The organism is Novosphingobium sp. ES2-1 (genome assembly GCF_015169775.1).
Lineage (GTDB): Bacteria > Pseudomonadota > Alphaproteobacteria > Sphingomonadales > Sphingomonadaceae > Novosphingobium > Novosphingobium subterraneum.
This window is the reverse complement of record NZ_CP063447.1, coordinates 95,240-108,349: the sequence shown is the minus strand read 5'-3', so window position 1 is coordinate 108,349 and position 13,110 is coordinate 95,240. Positions and strand designations below refer to the sequence as shown.

At 58.1% G+C, this 13,110-nt stretch carries 11 protein-coding genes and 1 pseudogene; 3 read left to right on the top strand and 9 right to left on the bottom strand.

Translation table 11 applies throughout. The features are described 5' to 3' along the window. Positions 1-61: 61 nt before the first annotated feature. From IM701_RS18605 to IM701_RS18575, 8 genes are all read right to left on the bottom strand, one after another. Positions 62-472: a hypothetical protein gene (locus IM701_RS18605; protein ID WP_039338273.1), complete on the bottom strand. Its 411-nt coding sequence runs from the start codon at positions 470-472 to the stop codon at positions 62-64. Then, positions 465-1,151 (bottom strand): ParA family protein, encoded by a 687-nt coding sequence (locus IM701_RS18600; RefSeq protein ID WP_039338275.1) that lies wholly within the window; start codon positions 1,149-1,151, stop codon positions 465-467. The genes IM701_RS18605 and IM701_RS18600 overlap by 8 nt, the downstream gene beginning before the upstream one ends. An 811-nt stretch (positions 1,152-1,962) precedes the next feature. Beyond that, positions 1,963-3,162, bottom strand: a complete 1,200-nt coding sequence (locus IM701_RS18595; protein WP_193828987.1) for a hypothetical protein — start codon at positions 3,160-3,162, stop codon at positions 1,963-1,965. A gap of 269 nt (positions 3,163-3,431) precedes the next feature. After that, on the bottom strand, positions 3,432-3,788 hold the full coding sequence (locus IM701_RS18590) for a hypothetical protein (RefSeq protein ID WP_193828986.1): 357 nt from the start codon (positions 3,786-3,788) through the stop codon (positions 3,432-3,434). Between the two features lie 1,079 nt (positions 3,789-4,867). Beyond that, positions 4,868-5,116: a transposase gene (locus IM701_RS22310; protein ID WP_370584385.1), complete on the bottom strand. Its 249-nt coding sequence runs from the start codon at positions 5,114-5,116 to the stop codon at positions 4,868-4,870. 28 nt (positions 5,117-5,144) lie between these two features. Next, on the bottom strand, positions 5,145-5,465 hold the full coding sequence (locus tag IM701_RS21975) for a hypothetical protein (protein WP_039338279.1): 321 nt from the start codon (positions 5,463-5,465) through the stop codon (positions 5,145-5,147). A 609-nt stretch (positions 5,466-6,074) separates the two neighbouring features. Then, complete coding sequence (locus IM701_RS18580; protein WP_039338281.1) at positions 6,075-6,257, bottom strand: hypothetical protein; 183 nt, start codon at positions 6,255-6,257, stop codon at positions 6,075-6,077. A gap of 517 nt (positions 6,258-6,774) precedes the next feature. Next, the gene (locus IM701_RS18575) at positions 6,775-7,038 is read right to left on the bottom strand and encodes a hypothetical protein (RefSeq protein WP_039338283.1); all 264 of its coding nucleotides are present in this window, start codon (positions 7,036-7,038) and stop codon (positions 6,775-6,777) included. Between the two features lie 615 nt (positions 7,039-7,653). Here IM701_RS18575 and IM701_RS18570 point away from each other — a divergent pair. The 3 genes from IM701_RS18570 (at position 7,654) to IM701_RS18560 (ending at position 11,900) form a co-directional block, all read left to right on the top strand. Further along, positions 7,654-8,274: a response regulator transcription factor gene (locus IM701_RS18570; RefSeq protein ID WP_039338286.1), complete on the top strand. Its 621-nt coding sequence runs from the start codon at positions 7,654-7,656 to the stop codon at positions 8,272-8,274. A 2,335-nt stretch (positions 8,275-10,609) separates the two neighbouring features. After that, positions 10,610-11,224: a hypothetical protein gene (locus IM701_RS18565; RefSeq protein WP_039338289.1), complete on the top strand. Its 615-nt coding sequence runs from the start codon at positions 10,610-10,612 to the stop codon at positions 11,222-11,224. A gap of 373 nt (positions 11,225-11,597) precedes the next feature. Next, a complete protein-coding gene (locus tag IM701_RS18560) occupies positions 11,598-11,900 on the top strand; it encodes a hypothetical protein (protein ID WP_039338292.1) in 303 nt (100 codons plus the stop codon). Positions 11,901-12,017: 117 nt separating this feature from the next. Here the strand turns inward: IM701_RS18560 and IM701_RS18555 are convergent. Next, positions 12,018-12,945: pseudogene (locus IM701_RS18555) on the bottom strand (IS630 family transposase). Positions 12,946-13,110 lie beyond the last annotated feature (165 nt).

Genomic DNA, 13,110 nt, shown 5'->3' with positions numbered 1-13,110 from the left:
AAGCGCCAGCCATGGGGTGCGATCGGCACGCCCAGGCCCTTCAGGAGACATCCGGCTGGTGTCAGCCCTCCCCTTGCGTCTCGCTTTCGACGAGATCGAGCAATGCAACAATTCCGTCCGGAAGGCTGAGGTTGCGTGCGTCGCACCACCGCACCAGGCGATCGCGCTCAGGCGGAGACAGGCGCATGCTGATGTGCAGCGTTCGCGCAGGTCCCCTGACCGGCTTGCGCTTTGGCGTAACGCTCAAATCGGCCGGAATCTGCGGGAAATAGTTGCCAGGCAGGCTTGGCGATGACGGTTGGGGCCGCACGGGTTGGTGAACGGAAGCGGGCGACGTAGCGACAGGTGTTGGCGCTGTTGCCGCGACAAGCGACTTGAGCAAGCTTGCCGGGTCTTCGCCCGCAAGACGCTGGCGGGTCTGGCCGATGATGTCGCCAAGGGGGTTTGGTGTGTCGCGTCCAGCGTCAGCCATTGTTGCTGTCCTTCGTCTGAATTGCCGTCAGGATCTGCGCGAGGATGGCTTGGGCTATACGCCTTGCCTTCTCGGCGCGGGCCAGACCCGCAGTTTCCACCTCGGCAAGAGTCAGGCGGAAATTTGACATTGCTCGGTATGCATCGAGCATATGCATTTTCTCGGGAAACGTCGGTAGTGCATTTGCTATCTGGGCATCGATTTCCCATTCCGCCTTGGATCGCGCCACCTGCCCTGTCTGGGTGATGAGGACCCGGAATGGGACGCCCCGGCACATGCGCGTGAGCATGTCGCTTGTCTCTACGGTGCGTTCGAGATCGAGCCGGCTCGAGCGCGTTGGGATGACGACGAAGTCTGAATCCATCGCGGCATAGGCCGTCTTGAAGTTCGAAGTCCCTTCGGAATCCACAATAACCAGTTGGGCAAGGCTTCTGGCTTGGGCAATGGCATTGCCGATGTCGGCATCGCGCAGCTGTGAGGCATCCTCGACGACGATTCGGCTCCCCTCCCCCTTGCCCGTGGCTTGGCGGTCACGATGCCAGTTCATCAGGCTGTTCTGGCGATCGGCGTCCAACATGTGGACGGTTCCGCCCAGTGCGTCGAACTCCGATGCAAGGGCGAGCGCCAACGTCGTCTTGCCCGCTCCGCCCTTGCTTTGTGCGATTGTAACTACTGGCACACTTGCCTCTCGTTCCGGCCCCTGCGCTCGCTTGCACTGGCGCACTGCTGTTCGATGTCATTAGCGTGGCACCGACTGCTTTGCAATGCGCATTGGGTTATGCGTGCAACCTTGCGCTCGCTTGCGTGGTCACTGTGTAACTCGAATTGACACGTGATGTGGACCTCGCGTGTGAGCTCGCTGAGTCACGTGCTGGTGGGTGTGATTCCAAGCTTACACGCATGTTTACATGTGCATGTGCCGTACAACGCTAGATTGCTTATACAAGCGCGATACAAACCAAGCGCGCTTGCAATTGGTGATGCGATGTTGTGTTTGCAAGCGTGTGCAGAATGTGCCGCGCGGCACTATGCGCGGCACAAAGCGTGACACGGGGCGAGGTGTGCTACAAGCATAAAAAGGCGTCTATTTTCAGTTAGTTGCTGAAAAGTGCCGACAATAGACACGTCGTAGGTATCGTCCGACAAGCAACCACCTCCAGCTAGAAGATGCGCCTATGCCTGCGAAGAACAACCAGTCATCGCCTAAGGCAATCCCCCAAAGTCCAAACCGACCAAGCAAACTGTCACAAACGCATCTCGAGTGAAGTGGAAGAGTACACTAGGGCCTGAAAGCCGCACCGGCCCATCAAGAATCCCATCATACGGTGCACGAACGGCTACAACCTCGCCAAGCCCTCGAAGCTTGATCGCGAAACACCGTCCCCCAAAACTACATAGATACCAAGGCTCTCATGCCGGAGTCGAAATACCACTCCGTGCTACGAAACGACGACCAGACCAGAAACCACCCGGCGCGACCGCAGGACTGGCTAATCGGTGTCGGCTGCACCACGCTCGTATCGCGCCAGGAGCCTGTCGATGTCAGCCATGGAAGCATCGTACTCACCGATCGCAGCCGGGGAAAAAGCAAAACCTCCGCTTGCGTCACACGAAACAGGGTAAAGCTGATGCGTCGGCAAAGTCGTCCCGAATAACCACACACCCGAAAGCTTTGTGCGCGCGACAATGCCGCTGTCCAAAAGTCCGCTCAGAATGGCGCGTACACCGAGCCTGGTCGCGTCCAGGAGAATCTCGATCTGCGAAGAGCGCAAGGGACCAAAGCCGTCCAGCAACTCTATCAGGGCAGGGGCCCTTGAGCTCGCACGCCTGCCGGCCTGAAGGGCCTTAATGCGTTCACACGCCGCTCCTGCATCGACGATATTCTGCCGTAGACGATGCGTGACGTCCCGCAATGCCATGGCAATCATACCTCGCGCCGCGCACCGGTCCGAGGGATCGATTGATCCGATCGTATTCACAGCATCAGCACGAATAAGTCCGGGGAAGGGGAGGGCCACGGACAAATTGCCAGACCTCTGCCATCGCTCGCCCCAAACCATTTCGACCGCCCAACGGGGGGAGGGGGGGGCATGCCGCTCGACAGTAACGCTCCTCGGACCTAGCATAACGGTCTGGTAATGAGGTTCCGAAGGTGCAAACAGCAAGCTTTCGCCAAGCGACACGTGGAGCTCACGCAAATCAGCCAAGGGGTGTGGGGAGGGCGGCAGCTGGTTGACCAGCCCGTGCGCACCATCAACAATTGTGCGGATGTCGATGTGGTCAGTGTCTGAACTACCCCCAACCCCCCAAAGGGCAACAGGGGCGAGCAGTGCTCTCTTGAAGCGGGGTGCAATATCGGCCAGCTCCTGCCAACTGCTATGGCCAAATTCTGTGAGGATGGTCTCACAGATGGCTCTCGGGTCGCGCTTCCCCAATGCGGGTTCGTCACTTAGGGTCGCAAGTCCAGCAAACCAGGCGTGAAAGCGATGCTCGGTGAACTCGTGGCCTTCTCCGGCCAGCGCCGAAACAAGTAGATTGCGCAAGCTGCGCAGAGCCAGAAGCTGTCGAACCGAAGGCGGGCACATGGCCACCGACCCATCGAGGCGCCCGAGCTCGAGGCAGGCCTCGAGCTCGCAAGATTGAGTGGCCGGATCGATAGCTAAACCCGAATCAGGATATAGCATTGCCATGCTACGGCAGAATCCTCCATATATTACAGCGTGTTATTGGACATGTTAAGCTAAAGATGGTTTACTATACAAGGTCCCGGATATCTTTGCTAGCGGCCCGGGCTGACCGAAAAGCCGGTCCCGACGCAAGCTCCGGACTGCGTCAGGTCGCCACAGGACGCCTCTCGATGCCGGCCAAGGACGAGGGCCGAGAGGGGGTGGCGCCACTGGAAAAGGGTCCTCTGCTATGGCCGCCTTGTGGTCCATGTCGGGTCTGGATCGGCCGCTTGTTACAGCCCATTTAGTCTGGCGGCCATGTCAAACAACATGGCCTTGACGACCTTACGCCCTTCTATCGAAAGCCTGATGATAACGCGCAAGCGGTTGTGCGGATCAGGATGTCGCTCGATCAACTGATGGCCGTGTAGCCAATCTATCCATCGAAGCGCTGTCGTATCCTTTATTCGTGCTGCCCGGGTCAGCGTCCTGATATGCATCGTTTCCTTGTTTAACTGCGCAATGAGAAGCTCGAGGAGCATGGACCAAGCAGGTTTGCACGAGGCTTGGCGGCAAATCACGCGTTCGCGCAGACGCAAGTGTGCCCGGTAGGCTATCGCCATCCTGAGGAGGTCTTCGTCATTTTCCATCTTTATCGGTCCTTACGGCGGGTTCGTAAGGCGGGTGCAGAACCGCGGTTGGCATTGGACGGGCGGTGGCCGCCGTGGTTTCGGTATTGGAAGGGCGCGGCGATGCCGCTGGCGGCAGAAGGACAAGCGGGCGTTGCAGGATCGTAGGGACGATCGGCCAAGCACGCAAAGCGATCAAAGTGCTGCAAGAACCAAAGCCTGTCGGCAACCGCGAACGTATCCATTGTGCCGCTGATGCCGCATGCATCGTGCGAGACGGGCTCGCAACCCGGGCGCGCAGCATCACGATATGGCAAAGGCCATGCCGCATGAATCTGGCGGCCTCCGCGTCGCAGGGTCTTGCGAGCAGCAAGAGCGGGCAGGGGGGGCGGAAGTGGCTGGGAGCTGCGTCGGCGGGACATGACCGCTTTCGGCGGTGTCGAGCGACGCATTTGCTCCCCAAACCTGTTGCGGGGAACCGAGATCATTGCGTTTTGCACGAATGTGCGAAAACCCGTCCGAGGTCAGACAAGAGCTGTTCGGTAACCTCGGTTCCGTGCGGTGTAAGTGTGACATGGATCCGTCGCCTGTCGCCCGGATCGGACTCCTTGGCAACAAGGTCCATCGTTAACAGCGCGTCAAGCCAACCCAGCGAGGTGGTGGGGGCGATTCCGGTCAGCAAGGCTATGTCGCCAAGGCTCAGTGGCATGCATCTGTCGCTATTGAGGTACAGTTCGAGCAGAATGCTCCAAGGCGCACTGCCAGGTGGCCCCATTGGCAGAATTGACCGCCTGGAATGCAACGAGTCGCGATAAGCTGTGGCAATTGCGCGCAAATTCACAGGTGAGGGCAGTTCTGGGTTCATAGACCTATAACTAAAGTTAGCAGAGCCAATTACAGCTCTCGATGGACGGTCATCTATCGCGGTGAAGGTTCAAAAGTAAGAGGCCAGATAAGACAATCGCAGAAGCGACATCGTGAACACTGTCTTCAGGATCTGGTTGCACCTTCTTGGAAAAAATAGATTTGATCGAAAAGGGGCTTCACACGATTTCGTGAGAAGTCATACAATTTGAACGACAATGGGAGCAGCCGTTTTGTCAGGCGGCCCATGGTTCATCGTGTTTATCATGGCGTTGAGAGCGCAGATGAGTTTGCGCATGATGGCGATAAGGATGACCTTGGGCGGTTGGCCGGTTTCGGCGACGCTGCCTGAAGGTTTTGATGACAGGATTGTGCTGTCCGGCGATAAGGGCTGCCATGTAGGCGGCATCGCGCAGGGGTTTGCGGCCGCCGATGGTGCGTCGTTGCCCCCGGAATGTTCCGCTTTCGCAGTGGAGGGGAGCCACGCCGAGCAGTGGCGCGGCCGCCGGCGGGTCAGTTGGCCGAGCTCGCGCATGAGCGCCAGCAGGGTATGGGCAAAGACTGGCCCGACGCCCGGGACCGAGCGAAGCAGGCGGTTGCGGGGGCCATGCGTTCGTCTGCGGCGACTGCTTCGGCCATGGCCTGGTCGATCAGCAGGATATCCGCCTTGAGGCTTGCGATCCGCCGCGCAGCCATGCGCTTGAGCACACCATGCACCGTGCGCAAGGCGTTGGGCCGATGTGCGGTCAGCTCCACCGCACACAGCGCTGCCAGCGCCTCGCGCTCGTAGCCGCCACTGGCTTCCAGACCGATTGCAGCGGGGCCGAGCCACACCAGGGCGCGCGGATCCCCTTGCCGTCACTGGCGAATTCCAGCGCCTCTCCATCCGGCCACAGGCACACATCGAGCCTTGACCTGCTCACATCGATACCGACAAACACAGCCTGACACGTCATCTTCGTTCCCTTCCTTGCGCGTGCGGGGTAGAACCCCTCGCAACCGTGCGGGTTGATGAAGATCCGTCCGTGCCCAGGCTCCCCAGCGGTCTAGGCAACCAAGGTGGCTGACACCTAGATTGGTCTGACTCGGGGGCGTGCCGGGGGGCCTTGAGGCGAGCTTGGCCGCCCGAATTTTATCGATTTGGCATTGGTTCGGTTGGCAAGGTTATGATGTGCCGCTCAGGGGTATATTGCCGTTCACGAACATTGTTCGACAAAGGGCAACAATGCCAGGCAAACGGACAATGAGGAAAGGAGCACGAGCACTGGAACCCGGGGATGGCCGCAAGAGTGTGTGAGATGTAGCATCCTCGGCTAAGACCGTGCAGAGTCTGGGGGCGGTGGTTCGACTTCGTTTCCAAGCATAAACAAGGCATCGGTGTCGACGTTTCCGAGACCTCACCTGCTCAGCGAGCGGGTGACCGCGCCGGGTTTGGTGTTGGCCTTAATCAAGCGCATCATTGGCAGGCTGTGCGGTTCTAACGCTGGCTTCGGCCCATTGCAGCGCTTCTTCATGAAGTTGCGGAATTTCGTTTGTGCTCGAAATCCGATGGGCACACGACGAAATCGGTCCGCGCACGGTGGCAGACAACGATCTGCCATTGGCTTGCTTGAGCATTCGCTTCATCTCTGGCTGCCTTCCCGGCGCAGCGTAGCAAAGCCGAGCTGGCTGGACAATTCGGGTAGATGCTTATGCTAGGGTCCAAGCAAGACGCAGGCGCGCCTTGCATGCTGGACGTGCCATTAGTCACCAAGCGGTCCGAGGTAAAAAAGCCTAAACCAGGACCGGCAAGCTGGCCAGCGATGCCTTTGTAGGAACCGAACCCACTTGCGGTTGTCGAGCGGGTTTGTAGCGACAAGTCCTCTCGTTCGAGAGCTTCCTCAACCTCGCCGCCGCAAGGCTATGGCTCAAGTCTTTTGTCAACGCGGCCTAGCCCGTCCAGACAATTACCTCTCAAGGACAACCAACTAAGACCATTCCGCTGTTGTCTGTCGTGGCCTTCGGCCCCTTAATGAAAGGCGCTCCCTTTTGCCGCCTGATCCAGTACAGCCTCGCGTACGCTCGATGGACGGTACCGGTGATCTGAAGGCCCGGATCGATGGAAGTGGCCGCCTGAACGGCTGGCGCGAAGGAGGATGCGTGATTACTGAAGGCTCAAGTAGCCGGCGATCTCCTCCGCCAGCTTTTCCATTTCGACGGCAGTTTCGATCTCGTGCCGTTCCCGCAAGTCCTGCGCACACCCTCCGACAGCTTGGAGCAAGTCGTTCAGGCCGTCGAAGACGTCGGTGAAACCGAATTGGGCAAGGTATTTACCGACGTCCTCGTCCTTACCCTCAGCGAGCGCCATCCAGAAAGTGTCCAGCTTTGCCGTGACGCTACGCAGATCATGAGGATCTTCCTGTGGCATCAATCCTTCCATTCCCGGTCAGGGTAAGCGTCGGTTTCCGGATCCGCGCCTTCTGCATGCAACGTCGCTCTTACGAACGGGGGGGGAATAGGTTCCACTACCGGTATTACGCCGTCAAAAGCCACACGGACCCAAGCGCCATGCTGCCCTCCCATTGTAATATTGCTTGGACTGACCGCCACCGCGCTGATCAGCAGCGCCGAGCGCCATCCCGACTGTAATCCCGCATCGCCGTGCAAAGCGCGCTATGTCCCCTTCGTGCTGGCCCGGCGCGAAAATACCGTCCGATTTGCGCCCGTCTGTTTTCGGCTGCTTTGCCACTCAGTCATCTTACTGGTGGAGCGCAAAAACCCGGAGGCGGTGCTGGTATAGGCGGCGGCATTGGCGAGGCGCTTTCGGTGCGGTACGATTGGCAGTTACCGGGAATGGTCTTTCCGTTGACCTTAGATGACCCGCCTCTGCGCTAAAGTGAGGCATACTTGCGATCAAATGACGCCAAATTGGCGGAACTTTATTCAATGAAAACAGACAGATGATCCTCGAGGGCAGTCAATCGCTGCCACGTTAAGGTTAATTCTTCTGTTAACCATTGCACGGCTCGCCAATGAATGGCGCATGGCACAAAAGATTGCACTTCACATCCTCGAACCACAGGATCGTTTCCGGACAGCGCTGGCCCGGCTTGGCTATGAAGCTGGATTTCACTGTGAAATTTATGAAGACATCAGCGAGCTTTTCGAAGCGATTCCGCGCAACGGCGTGGTGCTGATCCGGGACGATGGATCATGCAGCGCCATTCCCGCGCTGGTCCGACACCTTGCATTGCAAGGCCAATGGTGTACGTTTGTTGGCTATGCTGATCACCCGAAGGTCGACCACGTGGTCCAGGCCATTAAAGGCGGTGCGCTTTCCTTTATTGCCACACCCGGGACAACGGACGACCTTCTTGCCGTGGTCCCCGCTGTGGCAGCAGAAGCTGAGTTGCGCAGAGATCTGATCGAGCGGGCAGTTCGGGCTCACCAGAGCCTTGCCCGTCTTACAGATCGCGAGCGGCAGGTGCTTGACGGGATTGTTTCGGGCGAGAGTTCGAAAGCCATAGCGCGAGTCTTGGCGATCAGCCCACGGACAGTTGAGATCCACAGGACCAAGATGCTCGGCAAGCTTGGCGCAAGAAATGCGGCAGACGCCGTGCGTCTCAAGGTCGAAGCCTCGGCTTATACCGCTATCGCCGCCTGATTACTCCTTCGCCACGACTGGTTTTTAATCGAGCGAAAACCAACTGCCGCTCGAGAATAACTTTCTCTGCAGGTATAGTTTCGCCTCACAAAGCTTCGGAGTCATAAACGTAAAGGAAAATATCTCACAATTTCTACAATTACTCCGACTAAACTATGCCTTTTAAACGACACGTCATTAAAGGCTCGTTACATTTTTTCCCAGCATGCGAACGTGACATCAGACCTTTCAGAGCAGAATTGAAATATAAATCGTTTTTTCCAAAGTGCAGAAATTCCGCTTTAGCACTGGATTGCCCAAAAGGAAAAAATGTCAGGATTGCCGTTTCTTATGCCAAATCAGTGCGCCTGTAATTTGACTGTTTGTCGTTCACCAGCTGCTCCGTCAGTGTCGGTACACAGAGCCTGATTTGAAGCGTGTCCACTATGGCAATTAATGGCTATCTCTCGTTTTTCGAAATTCCGCCTTTCACCGCCCGTGTTCGGAAGGGGCATTTCAAACGAGGCAACTTGCGCACTGCCAGAAAAGGCCTGCCTGAAGTTCTATCCGAAGTTCAGTCGCTCACAATAAATAAGCAAGCCCCGCCAAGACCGTCGTGGTAGGACCGCGGTAGTTGGTCTGCCTCTTCTCTTCGTAAGTAGGCGCCCTGATCGCATGTTCTAAAAGAAGAAATGGTAACTGGACTACTGAGCTTCTTCAGCACCCTATGTGGGACTGGAGAGCTTATGGGCAAGAGTGAGGGGCGGAACGAAGGTCTATCCCGGGCTTTGGAATTGCTCGAAGAATCCTTGCAGATTCTCGATGCGCACCAGATGGTTGAGGCAGCCCTGCGTGTCTCGCTGGCCATTGATGTCTTGAAAAGGATGCAGGGGTGCGGGGAACTCGGTGATAGGTGACGCGGGAACCAAAAGCGCGAGCTTTTGGGCGCTGTCCGGCCGGCGAGAACGGAGGTTGTAGATTAAAGTCTGGCATGCCGAGTTCTGCCTCGTACGGCAATGCCGCTGACGAAAGCGGCGGCGACCTTCGACCTGGGGATGCTTCACCAGCGCTATTGATGCGGTAACGTACAAACCACAAACCAATTCAGGTCAAATGGGACAGCATCCCTATGGCACATGCAGGGAGAACTGTCTCAGGGACGGCACATTTTTGCTGGTCGAAGGTGGCGTTGAGAGCATTGGCGAGTTTTCGCCTGACGGCGCCGAAAATGACTCCTGCGGGTTCTCCGGCGTTTCGCGGTTTTTAGTACGGTGCTGCCGTGGCGACAATGCGCTGACTTGCACCAAGGCGGCAACGTCGAGCCCTTCGCAGGGAGGTCTGCAGCATCCGGCCATGCTTCGCTTGTCGCTGAAGGCGACGCTCTATCCGCCAAAAGCTGTGCCACCGAGGAGCGATCGGGTTAGCCAAGACGCCATGTTGCACTGAGCTGTGGCATTGAGGCAAGTAGCTTTGCCGCAGTTGTGCAGCCGATGCGTGGCGGCGAGCATATAATCGTACTGCATTCTGCAAGCTCGGGACTATGCGAGCGGGCTGGCGATCCCTGCTTCAACTTGCGCGAATTCCGCCAACAGCCGTTTGATCCTTTGGGCCGCGATCCGTCTGATTACTGTTGTTGAAGTGTGTTCGGCCGGGGTGGCTCAATCGGCGAACTTCGCACAACGGCCGGCGTGCTGTGACGAGTTCGCCAAGGCAGGCGCAGGCGAAATCGCTATTGCATCGAACCGGTCGTTCTTGGCCAGGAATCCTGGGGCGCGGGCCAACTCGTGCACGTGCATGGGGTGCGACCCCTGAGGCGGATAGATCTGCCGCGCACAGAACGCCAGCAGAGCAGGTTCATGCGCATCTGAAGCCTCAGTCGTCTGCACGGCGGCAGAGCTACCGGACGAGCGCACGAAGGCCATCCGGACCTTGGCGACAGCGCGCGCCTCACTGTTTGACCACAGACGGGTATTGGTCCGAGCCCAGCTTCGCCTCGATGCCGAGATACTGATCGTGCTGTGCCATGATTCCAAGCCCATCCTTGCGTCTGCCGGGGCAGCGTCTGGTGCAAGGTTCGGCCTAGTGCATCTCCGTCGAAACCCTGGCTCCTCGACGGGTGCCAGGACCATTGGCGACGCGGGCGCGCAAACGAAGGGGTGCTCTACCGCCGGAACTTCCGCAACCGCATCATGCACCATTCACAGGATAAAGCGGGCATCACCGCACTGGTGGCAAGGTGCTGTGCGAGCGTCTGCCAAGCACATGTCAGGCCCTTTATGAAAAAAGCTCCATGGGCCTTGACGTTCTTAGAACTTGCCATCTTTGCTGCTCCGCGGGCACCACAGGGGCAAGTTGCATGGCGGTAGAAGTTTCTGAGCATTTGGCCAGTTTCATTTTCATGTCGGTCCTGGCCGCGCTTGTCCTGCTCGTTGCAATCCGAAAGCGCAGGGCAGATCGCCAGGCAATGGCTAATGCCGGTCACCAAAGGCAACGCCGCTCCCTCGTGTGCGAACCTGACACGGCCAATCAGCGGCGAACCGATGAAATTGACCAATACCGCGAAACTTGCATTGCACCTGGCGGTCAGGTGCCAATGCCGAGAGTTCCTGAAAACATTGGGTCGCCTGACATCCGTCTGACGGTCACGGACGGCGAGGAAGAGGAAAAAGCGGAAGAAGTTGTACAGGCCCCCATGCAGAGGCGCTCCACCTCGCCCGGCGCGACCGTCATGGAGGCGTTTGAGCGAGACCTAGAGGCTGCTTTCGAGAGCTACGCTGCGGGATCCGGTACGGTGACCGCGATCGAGGAGGTCCTTGATCGATATGGTCCATGCACCCAGGAAGATGTGCGAGGCATAGTGTCGGCAGGTGCAACTGGTCAGGACAGCCCGGCAGGGCTTGCCGAGGCCATCGAATGGGTGCGGATGTGGGTAGCTGATCGCAAGCGCTGCCCTGGGTCCGAAGGCAGATAGTTGCGCATCGTAGACAGAATGAGGCTGTGGGTGCCGCCCCTGTTCTGATAGCTGTCATAGATATATGACCCAAGGCCAAAGGGGAGTGTCGAATTGGTAGGCGGACTGCCCATTCTCGTCTGATTTCAAGCACTAGGCAGGAAGTGCGATTGACGCGGCCGAACAGATCGTTAACAATCGTTCAGGGTGTGAGTTAGGACGCTTGGAGGGGGCCTTGAGTTCCAGCGGGGGCAATATAACGCAATTCAGGAGGCATGACGGCGCGTCGCGATCACGGCAGCTTCTAAGTTCCTATCCCCACGGCAGGTTACTGCTCAGTCGTGCCAGGCGTGAGCTTGCATCGCTCGAGCGGTTAGCTGACCTCAGCGTCTCCATGCCGCTCACCAATGACGCCTGGCGTATGTTGCTGCGAATTTTTGTCGATACCTTGCAGGGTCGTGTAGTCACGGTGCATGGGCTTGCGAAGGATCTGGTCCTCTCTCCAGATATTGCGAGGCGCTACCTCCTTGCCCTGGAAAGTGAGCGGCTGGTCTTGGTAGTTGCGACCAAAGGCATCGGTGCGGCTTGCGGTGTAAGCGATCCTGAACCGGGTTCGATTGAACGCGGAGTCACGATCGGCGACGAAGGCATTTTGAGAGTTGCCCGCTATTTCCTCCCTGAGGCGGCTAACGAATAGATCCCGACAAGGGTTCTGGGCGCTCCTTCATTGACGGTCTGTCTGGCTCCTTTCCAGACAGTCTCTTGTTGAGTGCAAGGCCATGACGTTTGGATCGCAAGCTAGCGCGTTTTCCGATTATGTTGGATCATATCCGGGCTGAAGTAATTGGCGTTTTCATCGGGTTTGAAGATGTCGACCATCATTCCGCTGTGGCCCCAGAGGGAAGAGACGGTTCGCTCACCAACCCTGCAGAGCATGGCCTGAAGCCGCGAGAACGCCTTCTCGATGGGATTAAAGTCGGGGCTGCAGGGTGGCAGGAAGCTCAGCTATGCACCGGCCGCTTCAAAGAGCACTGCACCGATGCGCGCTTATGGCTCGACAGGTTGTCCACGATCACCACGTCGCCGAGCGGCATTTCCGATATAAGGACTTGCGTAACATAGGCCTCGAACCACTCGTCATTGATCGGGCCATCGAGCGCCATCGGCGCAATCATGCCGGTCATGTGCAGGCCCGCGACCAGTGCTACGGTCTTGCGATGGCCGGGAGGGAACCCCATTTCCTTGGCGCACCGCTCGTGACTGTGGGTCATGTTGGTGGCGGTCCAGGTCTCGTGGATAAACGCGAGCCGCTCGGAATCCAGATTAAGCTTACCGTTGGATCAAGCCCGGCTCTGGCTGAGGATGTCGGGGCGGTCTTGCTTGATCGCGTGCCCCGTTTTTGCGTGTGATCTCCCGGCAGATCAAAGAACGCCAGAGTGTCCCGATCCCGATGTGAAGGCCTTGCGCGGCTAGGGTCCGACTGGACCTATACCAGCGTGACGTCCCCGTTCTCCGCCAGCAGCGCCGCGATACGGTCCGCGTGACTATCGGTTTTCGGCGAGCGCTGATCACCACCCAAGCTTGCCTGCAATCGCACGGCCATGCTCGCGGGACATGTGCCGCCAGCGAACTGCCGTGGCAATGCCAACCCCAAAACGAGCCGCTGCCGCTCAGCAACTCATACCCCTGTGTGTCGCCGCAACGGCGCGGTCACGCAGATCTTGAGATAAATCTAGAGCCATCCAGGCTGGCCTCCAAACCAGCAAGAAGGATGAACCAGAATCCAATGCCGCGGGAATCCTTCGCGATTCAAGGGCGGTGGAAAACGCTCAAAGAGGTGGGTAAGAGGGCTAGCGAAAGGAAGCTGTAGTCGCCGCTCATGATGAGGCCGATATGTTAGATTCGGT